19 protein-coding genes are annotated in these 16,389 nt (G+C 59.5%); 8 read left to right on the top strand and 11 right to left on the bottom strand.

What is annotated here, in order from left to right; genetic code table 11:
• Positions 1 to 3: 3 nt before the first annotated feature.
• Both CR159_RS13385 and CR159_RS13380 read right to left on the bottom strand, forming a co-directional pair.
• Positions 4 to 1,272: a D-alanyl-D-alanine carboxypeptidase family protein gene (locus CR159_RS13385; RefSeq protein WP_102074463.1), complete on the bottom strand. Its 1,269-nt coding sequence runs from the start codon at positions 1,270 to 1,272 to the stop codon at positions 4 to 6.
• Between the two features lie 161 nt (positions 1,273 to 1,433).
• Positions 1,434 to 2,078, bottom strand: coding sequence for an alpha/beta hydrolase (locus CR159_RS13380; RefSeq protein WP_102074462.1), 645 nt, complete (start codon positions 2,076 to 2,078; stop codon positions 1,434 to 1,436).
• A 64-nt stretch (positions 2,079 to 2,142) separates the two neighbouring features.
• On the opposite strand from CR159_RS13380, the gene CR159_RS13375 reads away from it, so the two are divergent.
• The gene (locus CR159_RS13375; protein ID WP_102074561.1) at positions 2,143 to 3,018 is read left to right on the top strand and encodes a biotin--[acetyl-CoA-carboxylase] ligase; all 876 of its coding nucleotides are present in this window, start codon (positions 2,143 to 2,145) and stop codon (positions 3,016 to 3,018) included.
• Positions 3,015 to 3,818: a type III pantothenate kinase gene (locus CR159_RS13370; RefSeq protein ID WP_102074461.1), complete on the top strand. Its 804-nt coding sequence runs from the start codon at positions 3,015 to 3,017 to the stop codon at positions 3,816 to 3,818. Before CR159_RS13375 ends, CR159_RS13370 begins: the two co-directional genes overlap by 4 nt.
• On the opposite strand, the gene CR159_RS13365 is transcribed toward CR159_RS13370, so the two are convergent.
• Complete coding sequence (locus CR159_RS13365) at positions 3,815 to 4,036, bottom strand: hypothetical protein (RefSeq protein WP_102074460.1); 222 nt, start codon at positions 4,034 to 4,036, stop codon at positions 3,815 to 3,817. The two genes, CR159_RS13370 and CR159_RS13365, sit on opposite strands and share 4 nt — an antisense overlap.
• 180 nt (positions 4,037 to 4,216) lie before the next feature.
• Here CR159_RS13365 and galU point away from each other — a divergent pair, with 180 nt between their 5' ends.
• Complete coding sequence (gene galU, locus CR159_RS13360; protein ID WP_102074560.1) at positions 4,217 to 5,047, top strand: UTP--glucose-1-phosphate uridylyltransferase GalU; 831 nt, start codon at positions 4,217 to 4,219, stop codon at positions 5,045 to 5,047.
• Between the two features lie 5 nt (positions 5,048 to 5,052).
• Here galU and CR159_RS13355 read toward each other — a convergent pair whose 3' ends face one another.
• The 4 genes from CR159_RS13355 to CR159_RS13340 all read right to left on the bottom strand — a co-directional run bounded on the left by CR159_RS13355 (position 5,053) and on the right by CR159_RS13340 (position 9,480).
• On the bottom strand, positions 5,053 to 6,381 hold the full coding sequence (locus CR159_RS13355; protein WP_102074459.1) for a 3-deoxy-D-manno-octulosonic acid transferase: 1,329 nt from the start codon (positions 6,379 to 6,381) through the stop codon (positions 5,053 to 5,055).
• A 70-nt stretch (positions 6,382 to 6,451) separates the two neighbouring features.
• Positions 6,452 to 7,474: a lipopolysaccharide heptosyltransferase I gene (gene waaC, locus CR159_RS13350; RefSeq protein WP_102074458.1), complete on the bottom strand. Its 1,023-nt coding sequence runs from the start codon at positions 7,472 to 7,474 to the stop codon at positions 6,452 to 6,454.
• 78 nt (positions 7,475 to 7,552) lie between these two features.
• Positions 7,553 to 8,461, bottom strand: coding sequence for a DMT family transporter (locus CR159_RS13345; protein WP_102074457.1), 909 nt, complete (start codon positions 8,459 to 8,461; stop codon positions 7,553 to 7,555).
• Positions 8,462 to 8,493: 32 nt separating this feature from the next.
• On the bottom strand, positions 8,494 to 9,480 hold the full coding sequence (locus tag CR159_RS13340) for a D-2-hydroxyacid dehydrogenase family protein (RefSeq protein WP_102074456.1): 987 nt from the start codon (positions 9,478 to 9,480) through the stop codon (positions 8,494 to 8,496).
• Between the two features lie 30 nt (positions 9,481 to 9,510).
• On the opposite strand from CR159_RS13340, the gene CR159_RS13335 reads away from it, so the two are divergent.
• On the top strand, positions 9,511 to 9,726 hold the full coding sequence (locus tag CR159_RS13335) for a hypothetical protein (protein WP_102074455.1): 216 nt from the start codon (positions 9,511 to 9,513) through the stop codon (positions 9,724 to 9,726).
• Between the two features lie 4 nt (positions 9,727 to 9,730).
• On the opposite strand, the gene CR159_RS13330 is transcribed toward CR159_RS13335, so the two are convergent.
• Genes CR159_RS13330 through def form a run of 4 tightly spaced genes read right to left on the bottom strand, consistent with a single transcriptional unit; the run spans position 9,731 to position 12,486 of the window.
• Positions 9,731 to 10,252 (bottom strand): gamma carbonic anhydrase family protein, encoded by a 522-nt coding sequence (locus tag CR159_RS13330; RefSeq protein ID WP_102074454.1) that lies wholly within the window; start codon positions 10,250 to 10,252, stop codon positions 9,731 to 9,733.
• Between the two features lie 56 nt (positions 10,253 to 10,308).
• Positions 10,309 to 10,941 (bottom strand): class I SAM-dependent DNA methyltransferase, encoded by a 633-nt coding sequence (locus CR159_RS13325; protein ID WP_233208312.1) that lies wholly within the window; start codon positions 10,939 to 10,941, stop codon positions 10,309 to 10,311.
• The gene (gene fmt / locus CR159_RS13320; protein WP_102074453.1) at positions 10,938 to 11,918 is read right to left on the bottom strand and encodes a methionyl-tRNA formyltransferase; all 981 of its coding nucleotides are present in this window, start codon (positions 11,916 to 11,918) and stop codon (positions 10,938 to 10,940) included. The genes CR159_RS13325 and fmt overlap by 4 nt, the downstream gene beginning before the upstream one ends.
• A 55-nt stretch (positions 11,919 to 11,973) precedes the next feature.
• The gene (def, locus tag CR159_RS13315) at positions 11,974 to 12,486 is read right to left on the bottom strand and encodes a peptide deformylase (protein ID WP_102074452.1); all 513 of its coding nucleotides are present in this window, start codon (positions 12,484 to 12,486) and stop codon (positions 11,974 to 11,976) included.
• A gap of 199 nt (positions 12,487 to 12,685) precedes the next feature.
• Between def and dprA the strand changes: the two genes are divergently transcribed.
• The 4 genes from dprA to CR159_RS13295 all read left to right on the top strand — a co-directional run bounded on the left by dprA (position 12,686) and on the right by CR159_RS13295 (position 16,366).
• Positions 12,686 to 13,816: a DNA-processing protein DprA gene (gene dprA / locus CR159_RS13310; protein ID WP_102074451.1), complete on the top strand. Its 1,131-nt coding sequence runs from the start codon at positions 12,686 to 12,688 to the stop codon at positions 13,814 to 13,816.
• Between the two features lie 68 nt (positions 13,817 to 13,884).
• The gene (locus CR159_RS13305) at positions 13,885 to 14,793 is read left to right on the top strand and encodes a hydroxymethylglutaryl-CoA lyase (protein ID WP_102074450.1); all 909 of its coding nucleotides are present in this window, start codon (positions 13,885 to 13,887) and stop codon (positions 14,791 to 14,793) included.
• Positions 14,794 to 14,837: 44 nt separating this feature from the next.
• A complete protein-coding gene (locus CR159_RS13300) occupies positions 14,838 to 15,317 on the top strand; it encodes a hypothetical protein (protein WP_102074449.1) in 480 nt (159 codons plus the stop codon).
• Positions 15,318 to 15,376: 59 nt separating this feature from the next.
• Entirely contained in the window at positions 15,377 to 16,366 is a 990-nt protein-coding gene (locus CR159_RS13295; RefSeq protein WP_102074448.1) for a Bug family tripartite tricarboxylate transporter substrate binding protein, read from the top strand.
• Positions 16,367 to 16,389: the final 23 nt, after the last annotated feature.

Below are 16,389 nucleotides of genomic sequence, written 5' to 3'. Positions count from 1 at the left end.
TTATTATTCAAACATCAAACGGACTTTGTCGTACATTCGGCCGAAAAACCCTGCTTCCTGGACATCGTCCAATATGTACAAAGGTTCCTGGCGCAGCAATTTTCCATCGAGCGACAAGGACACGGTGCCGACCTTGGCGCCGCTCTTGAGCGGAGCAACGAGTGGCTGCGTGTATTGTGCGACTGGCTTGACTTCGGGGCCCTTGCCACGGGGCACCGTGACCCACATGGGTTCCAGGCCACCAAGATTCACTGTTTCAGCCTGACCTTCCCAAACCCGGGCCTTCACCGCAGGCTGGGCGTTGTCGAACAGCTTGACCGTGTCGAAATTCTGGAAGCTCCAGTTCAACAACTTCAGGCTGTTTTCAATACGTGCAGAATCGCTGGCTGCGCCGACGATGACCGACACAACGCGGCGGCCATCGCGCAAGGCTGTGGCGACCAGGCAATAACCCGCCGAAGACGTATGCCCTGTTTTGAGGCCATCGACCGTGGGATCGGTCCAGAGAAGGCGGTTACGGTTGTTTTGCTTGATGTTGTTGTAGGTATATTCTTTCTGGCTGTAATAATGCAGATGCTGCGGATGCTTTGTGACGATGTTCCGTGCCATGATGGCAAGGTCGCGCACCGTTGTCATGTGGGCAGGGTCGGGCAAGCCCGTGGAGTTCACGAAATGAGTGTCCTTCAGGCCCTGCCTTGCCGCTTCTTCGTTCATCAAGGCGGCAAAAGCGGTTTCGCTTCCCGCTACCGCTTCCGCCAGGGCTACCGTCGCATCATTGCCGGACTGGACAATCAGCCCTTGCAAAAGATCGCTGACAGCCACCTGCGTATTGGGCTTGACGAACATGCGCGAGCCTTCGGTTTTCCAGGCTTTCTCCGAAATGTTCACGGTCTGATCCAGCGACAGGCGCTTTTCTTCGATGGCCTCGAAAACCAGATAGGCCGTCATGAGCTTGGTCAGCGAGGCGGGTTCGACTTTTTCGTCGGGATTCTGCGACGCAATGAACTGCCCGCTGTTTACATCGAGCGTAAGCCATGCCCGCGCCGTAAGGGTGGGCGCCGGCACCGTGGCCAGTTCGCCAACCATGACGGCGCTATCGATAAGAGCGCCGACCGGCGCGCCTGTGCCGGCGACAGGCGCTTCCGCGGGCGCAGGTGCCGCAGCGGGAGCAGAAGTCTGGGAGACGGCGCAGATGGGCGAAACTACCAGCGCCAATCCCGCAAGAAAATGTGAGACTCGTGAGAATTGAAAACGGGGTTTTGTGATGATCATCGCCATATCGTAAAGAAAATCGGCCGGTAAAACAAACGGCACAAGGCAACTATTATAGGCAGAGCGGCGAGCCTATTGCGACTAGCAACGCGATGTTTCAACATTAAAACAGAAAGAAATTGAAACTGAAATCGGCAAACAGCGCGCTGCCCGATCCTGCATCAGACCGATGCCAGGCGTTGCTCGATGAGCTGGCGCAGGATAATGAGCTTGCCATGAAAAAAATGGCTGGCATCCGGCACGACAACCACGGGCAAGCTATGTTGGCGCCCGAACTCCATTGCCTCGGACAGCGGAACGACTTCATCGACTTCGCCGTGCACCAGGAAGGTGTCTTCGGGAACATTGATGTCGCGAAATTTGAAGCGATCTACCGCAGAACCGGCCAGCAAGAGGGCATCGGGCGTTCTTCCGGCGTGTTCACCCAAGTGTGAATACACCTGGGCGGCAACCGATGTGCCGAATGAAAAACCGGCCAGCACCCATTTCCCGGCCGCGGCATCGGGATACGCCTGCTGGAACTGTTCCACCAATTGCAGCATATCGGCGGTTTCACCTACCGCCATATCAAATTCACCAGCCGAATTCCCGACTCCGCGGAAGTTGGGACGCACGGCAATCAAGCCGTTCTGCACGCAGGCACGCGCTATCGTGGTAACGATTTTGTTCTCACGAGCGCCCCCGTGCAAGGGATGCGGATGGAGAACCAGGGCCCAGCCGCGCGCTGCGCCCATTGGTGTGTCCAGCACACAATCAATTGGGCCGGCAGCGCCCTGGAAGGAAATTTTCGCGGTACGAGCTTGCATGGTAGGCGGTTTGAGTTATAACGGAGGCCCGATCATTCTACGCCACTCGACGATCACCGAATTAATGTCTACCTTGCCTTCCCCCTCCATGCCGGCCCCCGGGCAGCTGCAGGCCGCCTTGACGCACGCGTTGCCAAACTTCCATCAGATCGACTGGGTGCAGAGCACGCTGTCAACGAATGCCGACCTTATGGCCAGGGCCCGTTCGAGCGACGGCCCGCTTGCACGCCCCTGGCTGCTGGGCGCTCATTTGCAAGAGCGCGGCCGCGGCCGGGCGGGACGCAGTTGGCAGAATCGGGCTGGCGCCAACCTGATGTTTTCCTGCGCTTTCGATGTGTTTCTTCCTTCGCAGCGACTCCCCGCGCTTTCTCCATTGGCAGGGCTGGCCGCATGCGAAGCACTGCGCCGCCTGATCCAGCCAACGCTACGCAATCAGTTAAGCATGAAGTGGCCTAACGATATCCAGTGGGGGCTCGCGAAGCTGGCGGGGATACTCGTGGAGGTCACGCGCGCCGGCACATCGCGATTGTCGGCTGACCATTACGTCGCTGTTATCGGCATGGGCATCAATCTGAACGATGCGCGGGCGCTAAGCCAATCGCTGGACCGCCAAGTGGCGGACTGGTCGGAAATCACCCGGGAGGACGCCCATGCCGCCGCCGTCGACGCGGTCGATATCGTGGCCGGTATCGCAAATGCCTGGTATACCAGCCTGAACGACGTAACAGCGCGCGGATTTGCCGGTTTGCCGGAGCGCTATGCCGAAGTCGATATCCTGGCTGGACAACACATAAACGTACTCGACGAAGGACGGCTGACACACGCCGGCATTGCCTGTGGCGTCAACGATCTGGGGCAACTGCTGGTACGCACGCATACGGGTGAAACGCCCATCTCTGTCGGCGACATTTCGGTACGCGCGCAAGGAGCAAGACCGTGATTTTGCTGATTGATGCGGGAAACACCCGGATAAAAATCGGATGGCTGGATATCGCCACGGGCCGCCGCGAGGATGCCGCCCTTGCATTGCGCCATGTCGATGTGGCTGAACTCGCGCTGCGGACGAAACAGCTCGCATTCACCCCGATTGCAGCCATAGGCGTCAACGTAGCGGGCGCGAGCGTAGCGCGCGATCTTGCCGAGACCTTGCAACGCCTTCATTCACTGGAAATACGGTGGGTCCACAGCGGGCGCATGGCCGGGGGCATCACGAACGCATACGAAGTCCCCGAGCAACTGGGCGCAGACCGGTGGGTGTCCATGATGGGCCTGGCCCGGCATACCGATGAAGCGGCAATGCTGGCCACTTTTGGGACGGCCACCACGCTCGATACCCTAGGTCCGAAGGATAACGAACAAGGGACCCGTCTATTCCATGGAGGGCTGATCCTGCCTGGCCCTGCATTGATGCGCTCGTCGCTGGCCGCCGGCACGGCCAACCTGCCTGAAGGAAACGGCGAGGCCGTGGCGTTTCCCATACATACCCATCAGGCCATTGCCACCGGCATTGCCGCGGCCCAGGCCGGCGCCTTGTTGCGCCAATGGCGCGAAGGACTGGAAAGATTCGGCGTGCCGCCTATGGTGTATAGCGCAGGCGGGGGCTGGGACATGATCGAGGATGAAGCACAGCGACTGCTGACGAAAGCCCGGAAAGACCTGGGCTTGGCCGCCGAACCTATCCGTTGGCTGCCCAACCCCGTGCTGGACGGTCTGGCCAGCCTGGCGCCCGAACTGCTTTAGCGCAGTTGGCCGGGCTGCAGCGGCTGGCCCAGGGTGATGGCGTGCTGGTTGCGCTCGGACAGCTGGCGCGGCTCGCGCCCCTGTTCGCTAGGGGGCGTGCCAAAAAAACCTTGCCCATAGGCCAACACGGCCACATTGGCAACGAGAACGATCAGGAATAAAAAACGCATAACGGAATTGCCCCGGCTGCCTGCGATGGCGCTACTGAAGTCGTGCATGGAACACTGCCATAATATATCAAAGCACCGGCTGTAAGACGAATGCAGCCGGATCGCGGTCCGTGGCATATTATGCGCACTGACGCCATAGGCACGGTGATTGCTAATACGCCGAGCCCGCAAGGCTGCACAACCTATGATTTTGACTCTCCCGTACAACCATGGAAAGATCGACGCAAAATGAAACCAATCCGCAAAGCTGTTTTCCCCGTCGCCGGCATGGGCACACGTTTTCTACCGGCCACCAAAGCGATGCCGAAGGAAATGCTGCCCATCGTCGACAAGCCACTCATCCAGTACGCGGTTGAGGAAGCCATCGCGGCAGGAATAACAGATTTGATTTTCATCACCGGTCGCAACAAGCGCGCCATTGAAGACCATTTCGACCGTGTACCCGAGCTTGAGGCTGATCTGGAAGCCAAGAACAAGACCGAACTGCTCGCGGCCATACGCAATATCATTCCGTCATACGTCAACTGCATCTACACCCGGCAGCAAACCCCGCTAGGACTGGGGCATGCGGTGCTATGCGCGGCGCCCATCGTGGGAAACGAACCGTTCGTGGTGTTGCTGGCCGACGACCTGATCGATGCCAAGACATCGGTTACGCAGCAGTTGGTGGAAGCCGCTCACCAGCAGGATGGCAGCGTCCTGGCCATCCAGAATATCGAGCGCGAGCACACAAACAAATACGGCATCATTTCGGGTGAAGCCGTCAACGAAAAGACCATGCGCCTGCGCGGCATGGTCGAGAAGCCCGAGCCTTCGCTTGCGCCATCTACGCTGGCCGTCGTAGGCCGTTATGTGCTTGAACCGGAAATTTTCGAGCACCTGCGCCAAACACAGGCCGGCGTGGGAGGTGAAATCCAGCTTACCGACGGGATAGCCAGCCTATTGGAAGCCCGGGCCGTATTCGGCCTTGAATATGAAGGCATACGATATGACTGCGGCAGCAAGGCCGGTTTCTTCGAAGCCACGCTGGAACTTGGTCGCAAGTACCATGGGCTTTAGAGCCGTCAGGATGAGTTCCTGATTTCATTCAGGCCGGCAAGCACGCGTGCAACCGCCCCCGTGTGCTTGCGAACCCAGTGTTCTCCGGCCTGGCCCATACGCGTCAGTCGTTGCGGGTCGGCCAGCAGCTGCCCTGCGGCTTGCACGGCGGCGTCGGCGTTTGCCACGCGCATTGCGGCCCCTTCGTCGACCGCGTCCACGACGGCTTGTTCGAAGTTGCGGGTGTGAGGCCCTACCAGGACAGGCACGCCTATCGCGCACGCTTCAATGAGATTCTGTCCACCCAGTGGCGCAAAGCTACCCGCCACAATAGCCACTTGACCCATTGCGTAATAACGCGGCATCTCTCCCAGACTATCGCCAAGCAAGACCGACACGCCGCTGCACGCCTTCAGTGCGCTTGCGGTGCAGTCACCCATTTCCAGGAACTCTGAGCGCCTGACGAACGAGAGCTCGGCATCGGCGAGCAGCTGGGCAGCCTGCCCGAACCTTTCGGGATGACGCGGGATCAGGCAATAAAGCACCTGCTCTTCAATATCGGTTCCCTGGGCTTGCGCGCGCTTCACCTGGCGCGCAATGGCGTTGATGAACATTTCGTCCTCGCCTTCACGCGTACTGGCTATGACGATGATTTTCCGCGGCAAGGCCGCAGCAAACTGCCGTCCGCGCAGTATCTTGTCCTGCGGCAAGGAAATATCGAACTTGAAGTTCCCCGAAACCCGTACTGCGGACGCCCCCGCCTGTTCCAGGCGCTGTGCATCGTGCAGGGTCTGGGCATACACTGCCGTGAAACTGGCATAAGCGTCGCGCATTACGCGTCCGGCATGCAGGCTGTGCCGCAATGACCGATCTGAAAAGCGCGCGCTGGCCAACACCATCGGTACATGACTGCGGCGCGCGGCATGCAGCAGATTGGGCCATACCTCGCGTTCGATCAGTACCCCGGCGCGCGGCCGATAATGGGCCATGAACCGTCGTGTGCTGCCGGGGAAATCGTAAGGCAGCCATTCCTGCACCAGCCGCCCCTGCCGTATGGCATCGGCAAAGCTGCGGCTGCCCTCGTCACGGCCTGTCACCGTCATGTGGGTGAGCAATACGGTTTCACCCTCATCGAGCAAAGCCTGGATAAAAGGCTGCGCGGCCCGGGTCTCTCCGAGGCTTACCGCATGCACCCAGACCGGATTCGCCAGATCGCTGCGTTGCGCGTATCGACCGAATCGCGACCCTGAGCAGACCCCCCAGTTACGCCCGGAACGCCGGGCGCGTATAGCCATCCAGCCTAGAAAGGCCGGCGTAAGCAATCGGACGACGAGGGAGTAGGAAAAAAGATTCAAATAGTATGTCGATGACTGAACACAAACGGCGGATACTGAAAGTCTAGTCCAAGCATGCCGGACAAGTCATTCAGTCGAAAGGCGGGACACCGGACTTGGCAGGAGCATTGCCGCCCGGAAAGTCGGCGTGGGCGGAATCATCGAAGGCAAGCGCTTGATCCACCGCGCTCAGGACCGTTTCGGCCGACGGCGCGTTGCCGCGCTCGCCCAGGCTTGCGGTATACGCCGGGCCTTCGAGCGGGGTTCTTACTGGCGTAGATGCCTTGTAGATACCTATGGTGGGGCGACCAAGGCCGGCCGACAGATGGGTAAGGCCGCTATCGAGCCCGACCATGATACGCGCACCGGCCAATACTTTTGCAACATTGGACAGATCCATGCGGGGAAGCACCAGCGCGCGCGGATCGCCGGCGACGAGCTGGGTCGCCCTTTCCGTTTCGGAAGGGCTGCCGGACAGCAGCTTCAGGTCAAGGCCATGCTCGTGGAGGCGCCCGAAAACTTTATGCCACGCTTCTTGCGGCCATAGTTTGTCGTCACGGCTGGCCGAGGGCATGATGACGGCATAAGGCTGGACCTCGACCCCGTCGGTGATTTCGTGCAATCCGAAGTCCGCCTCGCCGTCGTAGACGTATCCCAGTGCGGCGGCTGCGAGTTCGCGTTGGCGCTTTACCGCGGGTTGCCAGAAATTGACGGTGTGCCGCACGTCGTAGAAGAACGAGGCGAGTGGCTCGCGTGCGGAGCGCCGATCCAGGCCATGGCGCGTGCCATGGGTTTGGCGTACCAGCCATACCGATTTCATCAGCGCCTGCATGTCCAGCACGATGTCGTAGTGGCGGGCATCGAGGTTCTTGCGCAGCGCGGCGCGCGCCAACCGCGTCTCGGTGGCCCACCAGTGCTTGCGCCAGCGCCGATGCGCCACCGGTATCACGTCGTGTACCGCCGGATGCCACGAGGGGATCTCGGCAAAGCTTTCTTCGACTATCCAGTCAATTTGCGCGCCGGGCACATGGCGGGCGATATCGGATATCGCCGGTAGCATATGCACCAGGTCGCCCAGCGAAGACGTACGAATAATAAGAATTTTTTTCGTCATTCGGCGATTATAAAGTTAACGAAGCCCAGGGGATATCGCCCCGATGGTACTAAGGCGTATAAGCTCCAGCACGGCGCGCTAACGCCGTCGCCTGCTGTCCCGCCATTCCCAAAGGCCCAGCGACACACCGCTGGCACAGATGATAGCGATACCCAGCCACGTCAAGGCATCGGGAAACTGATCCCAGATCAACCACCCCAGCGTCGCCGCGCTGATGATCTGCAAGTAGATAAAAGGCGCCAGCATGGATGCGGGAGCATGACGATAGGCCTGGATCTGCAGCAAGTGCCCTGCCGCCCCCCAAAAACCGGTCGACACGAGCACCAGCCAATGCCAGGGTTCCAGCGCTACCAGGAACGGCCATGCTGCGGGCAGTACGAAAGGTAACGCCACGGTAAGGCACGCGCTGCCCACCGCTCCGCTCCAGATCAGGGTCGTAAAAGGATCATCGACGGCGACACGGCGCGTGGCAATAAATTGCCCGGCAAACAGAAAAGCGGTAATAAGGCCGAAAACCGTGCCCGTGGGATCCAGGCCACCGTCAGGCCGGATAATAATCAGCACCCCGATAAAGCCGCCTGCAGCGCCCACCCATCGCGAAATGCGCGCAGGCTCCTTCAGCAGCCACGGCGCCAGCGACAACATGATCAATGGCGCCAGGAAGTTGATGGCGGTGGCTTCCGCCTGCGGCAGATAGCGCAGGGTATTGAAGAACGACAAGGTGGCCAGCAGCATCACGGAGCCGCGCAGCAATTGTGCTCCGGGCCGCACGCTGCGTAATACGCCACGCCCCCGCGTGGGCAGTACCAAACCCAGCACCAGCAGAAAATGCACGACGTAACGCACCCAGCAAAGCATGAGCAGGGAAACCCCCGCCGCCATCACCCATTTACCGCTGGCATCCAGCCCGGAAAGTGCCCATGCCGACAGTACAAGAAACGCAATACCGGCAAACGGACGCGTCGCCCCATAAGAGATTGGCGACATTACGCGGGGTCCTGAAGAAGATTCATGCGGGGCTATATTTTTTCAAGCACTTCAGGGTTGGCCAGATTGACCGGCCGTCCGGCAGCATAGGCCAGCAGGTTATCAAAGGCCGTTCCCAGGTAAAGCTCGTAGTTGTCGCGCTCCACATAACCGATGTGCGGCGTGCACAAAACGTTATCGCGATTGAGCAAAGGGTGCCGCGCGCCAAGCACGGGCTCTTCTTCGTAGACATCGACCGCGGCAAAGCCGGGCCGGCCGGCATCCAGCGCCGCGGCCAATGCACCGGGCGCAACGAGTTCGGCCCGGCTGGTATTGACGAACAGGGCCGTCTTCTTCATGGCTGCGAGGTCGTCTTCCTGCACAATACCGGTGGTTTCGCCGTTCAGCCTCAGATGCACGGAAATAACGTCGCTATCCGAGAAGAAGCGTTCGCGCGTAGGAGCGATATCGAAGCCATCAGCCTGGGCGCGGGCCATGGAGCCGCTACGGCCCCAGATCCAGACCTTCATGCCGAATGCCCTGGCGTAGCCGGCCACCAGCTTGCCGATACGGCCGTATCCCCATACTCCCATTGTCTGTCCGCGCAATTGTTGGCCCAGGCAGCCTTGCCACTGGCCATTATTCAGGCGATTGACCTCGGTCACCAAGTGCCGGCGGCTGGCCATGATCATTGCCCACGTCAATTCGGCGGTGGATGTGGGGTCGCCGAAACCTTCAGCCACGGCAATCCCCCGCGCTGTACACGCGGCCAGATCGATGTGGCCGGAAACCTTGGCGGTCTGACTGATCATTTTCAAGTCGGGCAGCCGGTCCAGAAGCGGGGCTGTAATGCTTGTTCGTTCGCGGATCAGTACCAAAGCCTGGGCCCCGGCAAAACGCGCTGCCAAAGCGTCGATATCGGTAACACTGTCATTGAAGATAGTGACATCGTGCTCAGCGCCGGCGGCCGCCCCCAACTTGCCGAAGCAGTCCAGATGCCGCACGCAGTCCTGGTAATCATCCGGTATAACGATACGCATAAATGGCCTTTGATCCTTTACTATTACGTTATGACTACCTGGTACATTCTGCCCAACGGCAACATCAAGCATGCGGACGGGCTCGAGCTACAGCCCGAGGAAGACTGGTTTCCCACAGCGGAAAGCATGGCGTCTTTTACCGAACGAGGTCGCGTTCTTGGCCAGTCCGATGTGCAGATCATCAAGCACATGATGGATCTGGCGCGCGACGGCGAAAAATGGGTGCAAGACAACCTGAGCGAGTAAGCGCTTACAGTGCGACCAGATCGGTTTTGTAGCGCGCAGCGCGTTCGGCATAGCCCGTGGCGTTTTTGTGCAGGGTCGCGATATCGTCGTCGGTCAGGGTACGAACCACTTTGGCAGGTGCGCCGAGTATCAGCGAACGCTCGGGAAACACCTTGCCTTCCGTGACCACCGCGCCGGCGCCTACAAGGCTGTTTCGCCCGATCACCGCGCGGTTCAGGATAATGGCCTGTATTCCGATCAGCGTGCCATCCTCGATGGTACAGCCGTGCAACATGGCCTGATGCCCTATCGTCACGTTCCGGCCTATAGTAAGAGGGCAACCCGGATCGGTATGCAAAACCGCACCCTCCTGGACATTGGACCCTTCACCGACCACGATGGGCTCGTTATCCCCGCGAATGACCGCACCCGGCCAGATGCTGCTGTTGGCTTGCAGGGTAGCCAGGCCTATAACGGTAGCTTCGGCGGCGACGAACGCGGTTTCATGTATGACAGGCGTCAAGTCGCCCAATTTATAGCAAGTCATCGTTGGTGGTTCCGGGTAGTTGAAAGGCCTCGAAAGATCGTAGCACAAGGCAAGGATCAGTCAATGGCCCGCTTCGCCCGCCACACAGTGGCCAGCCACGGCTGTTGGTAGCGCGGCATGCCTTCAGGGCGATAATAATGCTCCAGCTCGGTAAAGCCCGCGGCAGCCAGCAGGGCACGCCACGCCTCAAGGTCGTGATAGGCGCCATAGCGTCCGCCGCTCCAGCCTTCCTGGTTATTTCCTCGCGGATTCGAGCTGAACAGGACACCGCCCGGCTTCAAGGTCGAGTGAAGCTGCCCAAGGACCCGCGGCAACGCCTTTGTCGGTATGTGGAACAGGGAAGCGTTGGCGAATATGCCGTCGAATGTGTTGCCGGGCAGTTCCAGCGACAGGAAGTCCTGATGCCAGACTTCGCACCCGGATTCCTCCCGGGCCATGGCGACAAAGGCCGCCGTACCGTCGAGTCCGGTAGCGATATGGCCCATGGCTGTGAATGCCTTCAGGTCCCTGCCCGGTCCGCAACCGAAATCCAGCAGGCGATACGGCGGCGTACCCTGTATGTGACGCAACAAGGCGGCCATGTTCTGGCTGACGTCATGATCCAGTGTGCCGGCCTTGAAGCTCTCCGCGTTGCGCGCGTAGTAATCCAGCGTAGACGTAGACACTGAGGCTTGATCAGGATTGCTCACGGAGCCGCCCACCCCTGGACAAAGGCAGCAACCGGCTGGCGCTTACCACCGGCTTTCTGCAGTTCCAGCAGGCGCAACACTCCGTCGGCGGTCGCGATGTCGATCCCTTCCGCGCTGACCCGCAGTACGCTGCCGGGTTCCGCGGAAGGCGTGGCGGCGTGCGCCGCACCGTCGCCTGGACCATGGGAAGTTGTATTGAGCGCTTGCGCCTTCCATACTTTCACAGGGTCCGGCAAGCCCGGCAGCTGCATGGTTGCGCCCGGGACAGGATCAAAGGCCCGGATACGGCGAGCGAGTACGGCTGCCGGCTGGGCAAAGTCGAGCGGCGACTCTTGCTTGTCGAGCTTGGCCGCATAGCTGACACCTTGCTCGGGCTGAGGCTGCGACACGAGCGTCCCCTGTTGAAGCTCGTCTATGGCTTGGACAATTGCCTGGGCGCCCAGCTGGGCGAGCTCGTCGTGCAAGGAGGCCGCGTTATGCTCGGGCGTGATGGGCAAGGCGCGGGTAAACAGCATCGCTCCGGTATCGAGGCCCGCATCCATCAGCATGATCGTAATACCCGTCTGCTCATCACCGGCCTCGATCGCGCGCTGTATCGGGGCAGCCCCGCGCCATCGTGGCAAAAGACTGGCATGAATATTCAAACAACCGTAAGTGGGTAGATCAAGTACCCATTGCGGCAGGATCAAGCCATAGGCGGCCACCACCAGCAACTCGGGCGCTGCGTCGAGCATGGCCTGCCGGGCCGCTTGCGCCTCGTCGGGATACTTGCCGTCGAGCCTCAGGCTGCGCGGTTGGCAAACTGGAATTCCCGCGGCAACAGCGCCCTGCTTCACCGCACTGGGCGTCAACTTCAGGCCGCGGCCCGATGGACGATCCGGCTGGGTCAGTACCAACGGTACTTCGTGACCTGCCTGCAAGAGAGCATCGAGCGCCAGGCGGGCAAATTCGGGGGTACCTGCAAATACTATACGCATAGAAACGCCAATTCAAAGTTAGAACAGGCATAGTACCAAGCACGTACCGGCGGGATCAGACCTTAAGAGCTTCACGCTCTTGTTTGCGCAGGCGTGTCTTGATGCGATTCTGTTTGAGGGGAGACAAATACTCGACAAACACCTTGCCCATCAGGTGATCGAGTTCGTGCTGGACACATACGGCAAGCAGGCCTTCGGCGTCGAATTCGCGGGTTTCGCCCTGTTCGTCCAGGGTTCGCACCCGGATACGCGCCGCACGCTGCACTTCGTCGTAGATGCCGGGCACTGAAAGACACCCTTCTTCATATACCTGGGTCTCTTCGCTTTTCCAGATGATTTCGGGGTTTATCAGTACGCGCAGATCGTTACTGTCTTCGGAGACGTCGATGACCACCACGCGTTCGTGCACGTCGACCTGGGTAGCCGCCAGGCCGACGCCGGGCGCGTCGTACATGGTTTCCGCCATGTCGCGCACCAAAGTGCGAATGCGGTCGTCGACGACCTGAACCGGCTTGGCAACTTTGTGCAAGCGAGGGTCGGGATATCGAAGAATAGGGAGCAAAGCCATCAAACTAGTCCGAAATGCAGGTAAGTCTCTATGATAAAACAAATTTTGTACGGATTCCCGTTTTGTCCGAATTCCGGACGTGGCGGCGGGACATTACAGCTCAGTCTGTTCCTCCTTGTTAATGCCAACGCCGCGGCCAACTATGACTTTTCGCAGCACACCGCCGTCCGCCCACCATTGCCTTATGCCACACTAGCGTATGCACGCAACATTATCGACCGACGAACTCAGCGCCTGGATACGCCTGTCGCTGGAACCAGGGCTAGGCCCTGCGCAGGCGCGCAGCCTGCTTGCCGCCATAGGCCTGCCCCAGGACATCTATTCGCTTTCAGCGGCATCGCTCAGCAAGTTCGTGCCCCACGACATGGCAAGACAGCTTCGAAACGATCCCGGCGACGACATTCAGCAAGCTATTCATAACACCCTGGCATGGTGCAGGCAGGCCAACCACCACATCCTGACACTGGCCGATTCGTCTTACCCGCGCTCCCTGCTCGATATCCATGATCCACCGCTGTTGCTCTACGTCAATGGCAATCCTGCCCATCTCGGCAAACCCATTATTTCCATCGTAGGCGCGCGCAGCGCAAGTCCGGGCGGTGTCGACAACGCCACGGCATTCGCCCGGCATCTTGCCGAACAAGGATGGTGCATCGCCAGCGGCCTTGCCTTGGGCATCGACACGGCGGCCCACGAGGGCGCCTTGCTGGCCGGCCCATCAGGCGGCGGCACCATCGCGATTCTGGGCACTGGCATAGATATCGTCTATCCGGCACGAAACCTGCAACTGGCCCACCGAATCGCACAGGACGGTGTGCTCATATCTGAATTTCCCTTGGGGACCCGCGCGCTTCCCTATCAGTTTCCCAAGCGCAACCGGCTGGTCGCCGGCATAGCCAAAGGAGTCCTTGTCGTTGAAGCCGCCAAGCAAAGCGGATCCCTTATTACGGCGCGGCTTGCCTCCGAAATGGGACGCGAGGTCTTTGCCATTCCCGGTTCCATCCATTCACCCCTGTCGCGAGGTTGCCATGCCTTGATCCGCCAAGGCGCGAAACTGGTTGAATCGGCCGAAGACATACGTGAAGAACTGGGGTCGTCGGGTGTCCCGGACGCAGCGGTGCCGGCAAAAGGACGGCCGCGGAACAAGAAAGCCGTCACGGGCTTGATGGGGCAACGGGTGCTCGAAGCACTGGGTTATGATCCGGTCCATCTTGATACCTTGCAGGAAAGAAGCCGGCTCGACATGCCCGAACTCACAGCCAGCCTTCTTGAACTGGAGTTGCAGGACATGGTCGTCAGGCTTGATGGTGGCTGTTTCCAGCGCCGTTGAAGATGTCATTCAGGCCGGCTCGTTTTATGATAACGGCTATCCCATGCAACCATACCAAGGAATTCTTCATGTCTTTACCTACCAAAGTGAAAATCGTCGAGGTCTCTCCACGCGATGGCTTGCAGAATGAAAAAGAATTTATCGCGACATCGGTAAAGATCGAGCTCATCAACCGCTTGTCCGCGGCAGGTTTCCCGAACATAGAAGCAGTGTCGTTCGTGTCACCGAAATGGGTGCCTCAAATGGCCGACGGCACAGACGTCATGGCCGGCATACAGCGCAGGCCGGGCACCATTTATTCCGCGCTCACGCCCAATATGCGGGGTTTCGACGCTGCGCGGGCCGCCGGCATCGACGAAGTCGTGATCTTCGGCGCAGCCAGCGAAGCTTTTTCACAGAAGAATATCAACTGCTCTATTGCAGAATCGATCGCGCGCTTCGAACCAGTCGCTGAGGCAGCCAAATCCGCGGGACTGCGGCTGCGGGCCAGTATCAGCTGTTCGCTGGGATGCCCTTATCAAGGTGAAACCCCGATCGCATCGGTAGTGGACGTCGCCAAACTCATGCTGGCATTGGGCTGCGATGAAATCGATGTCGCCGATACCATCGGTGTCGGTACGGCCGCCCGTGTCGGACAAGTGATGCGCGCCGTGACCGAGGTCGTCGACCCCTCCCGCGTAGCGGGACACTTTCACGATACCTATGGCCAGTCACTGGCCAACATACTGGCGGCCATGGAAGCGGGCGTGTCAATCTTTCATACGTCGGTCGCCGGACTGGGCGGCTGCCCCTATGCCAAAGGGGCAACGGGGAATGTGGCAACCGAAGATGTGCTATACATGCTGCGCGGCCTGGATATCGATACCGGCATCGATCTCGACGCCGTCGTCGATATCGGCCAATGGATATCCGGCCATATCGGTCATAAGTCCTCCAGCCGCGCAGGCAACGCCCTGGCGGCGCGCAAGGCGGCCTGAAGCTGGCGCCGAGCGCAGTCGCTGCATCATAACCACAGGCCTTAATGTTATTTTCAACACAACACGCTCCCAGCGAAGAAGAGCGATCCGAGCTTTTCGAGGCGATCGGACCTCTTCCCTTGCGAGGCGTTGCATGGCCCAAATGGATCAAGATACTGGCCTGTGTGATCCTTGCATTTATCGGCCTGATGATAGTGCAGGTCGCGGCCGGCCCCACCGGAAAAACGGTCAGTCCCATGGTTGCCGGCAGCATACTATTCTGTTTTGTGGCCCTGCTGGTGCTCGCGCGCTATATGCTGATCTCCGAAACACGCATAACCCACAAGGGTATTGAGCAAACCTGGATCACCCGGCGTGAAATCGCTTGGGAAGACATTCAGTTCGCCAAGTTCATTCCCCTGGTGGCATCGAAACGGCTGGTTTGCTTTACTGGAAAAGGTCGCCCTGTCGTATTCCAGGCCGGCACCCGCGAACTGCAAGTGGCCTTCGCACGCATTGCGCTGGTTTATCGCCGCCGAAAATAAGGTCTTTTTCCGCTTACAATCGCGAAAGAACTTTTGATCGTCACCATCCCGAGAATAAAATGATCCTCTTGAAAAAAATAGGCGCTACCGCCCTGGTCGGCGCGCTCTTCACTGTTGCCGCACCCGGCTTGGCCCATGCCGATGATTCGTGGCCTTCCAAGTCCATCTCTTTTGTCGTGCCTTACGCCGCGGGCGGTTTTGCCGATACCCGCATGCGTCTGCTTGCGCGTGAACTGGCTGACGAGCTCAAGACATCCGTCGTTGTCGAAAACAAGGCGGGTGCAGGCGGCGTGATCGGCACGGCCTTCATCGTCAAGTCCAAGCCGGACGGCTACACCATCGGCAGCGGCAATCTTGCGCCCTTGTCGGTAAACCCGACCTTGATGCCCAAGAACGTGTCGTACGACGTACAGAAAGACATCGCCCCGGTCATCCTGATCGAAGAAAGCCCGCTCATCCTCAGCGTAAACAACCAGGTTCCCGTGAAAACCGTGAAGGAACTCATCGACCTGGCCAAGAAGGATCCGGGCCGCCTCACATTCGGGTCCTCAGGCGTAGGTGGTGCGCACCATCTGTCGGGCGAGCTGTTCGCTTCCGAAGCTGGCATGCAACTTTCCCATGTGCCCTATAAGGGCGGAGCGCCCGCAGCAACCGACCTGATGGCGGGCCATATCGACATGATGTTTGAAATGGGCTATGCCGCCATGCCCGCGATCCAGGCCAAGAAGGTGCATCCGCTGGCCGTCACCAGCGCCAAGCGCCTGGCATTGCTGCCAGATGTCCCCACCATGGCTGAATCCGGCCTGCCGGGTTTTGAATCGTATAACTGGCAAGGCGTCATTGCTCCTGCCGGCACGCCCGACGCGGTCATCCAGAAGCTCAATGCCGCGTTCAACAACATACTTAAGAAGCCGGAAGTCCAGAAAGCCTTTGAAGCAACAGGCGGCCAATCGGCCGGCGGCACCCCGGAAGAATTCGCCGCTTTCATCCAGAGCGAAACCGAAAAATGGGCCAAGGTGATCAAGTCGGCCAATATCTCGATTGAATAAGATCAAGACACCGGCATGAAAAC

This window comes from Pollutimonas subterranea (genome assembly GCF_002849655.1).
Classification (GTDB): Bacteria; Pseudomonadota; Gammaproteobacteria; order Burkholderiales; family Burkholderiaceae_B; genus Pollutimonas; species Pollutimonas subterranea.
The sequence above is the reverse complement of the archived record's forward strand: the minus strand, read 5'-3'. Positions and strand labels throughout refer to the sequence as shown.

Coding starts and splice junctions, on each gene's coding strand:
- CR159_RS13385 (WP_102074463.1), bottom strand. CDS start 1,272: ATGATCATCACAAAACCCCGTTTTCAATTCTCACGAGTCTCACATTTT.
- CR159_RS13380 (WP_102074462.1), bottom strand. CDS start 2,078: ATGCAAGCTCGTACCGCGAAAATTTCCTTCCAGGGCGCTGCCGGCCCA.
- CR159_RS13375 (WP_102074561.1), top strand. CDS start 2,143: ATGTCTACCTTGCCTTCCCCCTCCATGCCGGCCCCCGGGCAGCTGCAG.
- CR159_RS13365 (WP_102074460.1), bottom strand. CDS start 4,036: ATGCACGACTTCAGTAGCGCCATCGCAGGCAGCCGGGGCAATTCCGTT.
- galU (WP_102074560.1), top strand. CDS start 4,217: ATGAAACCAATCCGCAAAGCTGTTTTCCCCGTCGCCGGCATGGGCACA.
- waaC (WP_102074458.1), bottom strand. CDS start 7,474: ATGACGAAAAAAATTCTTATTATTCGTACGTCTTCGCTGGGCGACCTG.
- CR159_RS13345 (WP_102074457.1), bottom strand. CDS start 8,461: ATGTCGCCAATCTCTTATGGGGCGACGCGTCCGTTTGCCGGTATTGCG.
- CR159_RS13340 (WP_102074456.1), bottom strand. CDS start 9,480: ATGCGTATCGTTATACCGGATGATTACCAGGACTGCGTGCGGCATCTG.
- CR159_RS13335 (WP_102074455.1), top strand. CDS start 9,511: ATGACTACCTGGTACATTCTGCCCAACGGCAACATCAAGCATGCGGAC.
- CR159_RS13330 (WP_102074454.1), bottom strand. CDS start 10,252: ATGACTTGCTATAAATTGGGCGACTTGACGCCTGTCATACATGAAACC.
- fmt (WP_102074453.1), bottom strand. CDS start 11,918: ATGCGTATAGTATTTGCAGGTACCCCCGAATTTGCCCGCCTGGCGCTC.
- def (WP_102074452.1), bottom strand. CDS start 12,486: ATGGCTTTGCTCCCTATTCTTCGATATCCCGACCCTCGCTTGCACAAA.
- dprA (WP_102074451.1), top strand. CDS start 12,686: ATGCACGCAACATTATCGACCGACGAACTCAGCGCCTGGATACGCCTG.
- CR159_RS13305 (WP_102074450.1), top strand. CDS start 13,885: ATGTCTTTACCTACCAAAGTGAAAATCGTCGAGGTCTCTCCACGCGAT.
- CR159_RS13300 (WP_102074449.1), top strand. CDS start 14,838: ATGTTATTTTCAACACAACACGCTCCCAGCGAAGAAGAGCGATCCGAG.
- CR159_RS13295 (WP_102074448.1), top strand. CDS start 15,377: ATGATCCTCTTGAAAAAAATAGGCGCTACCGCCCTGGTCGGCGCGCTC.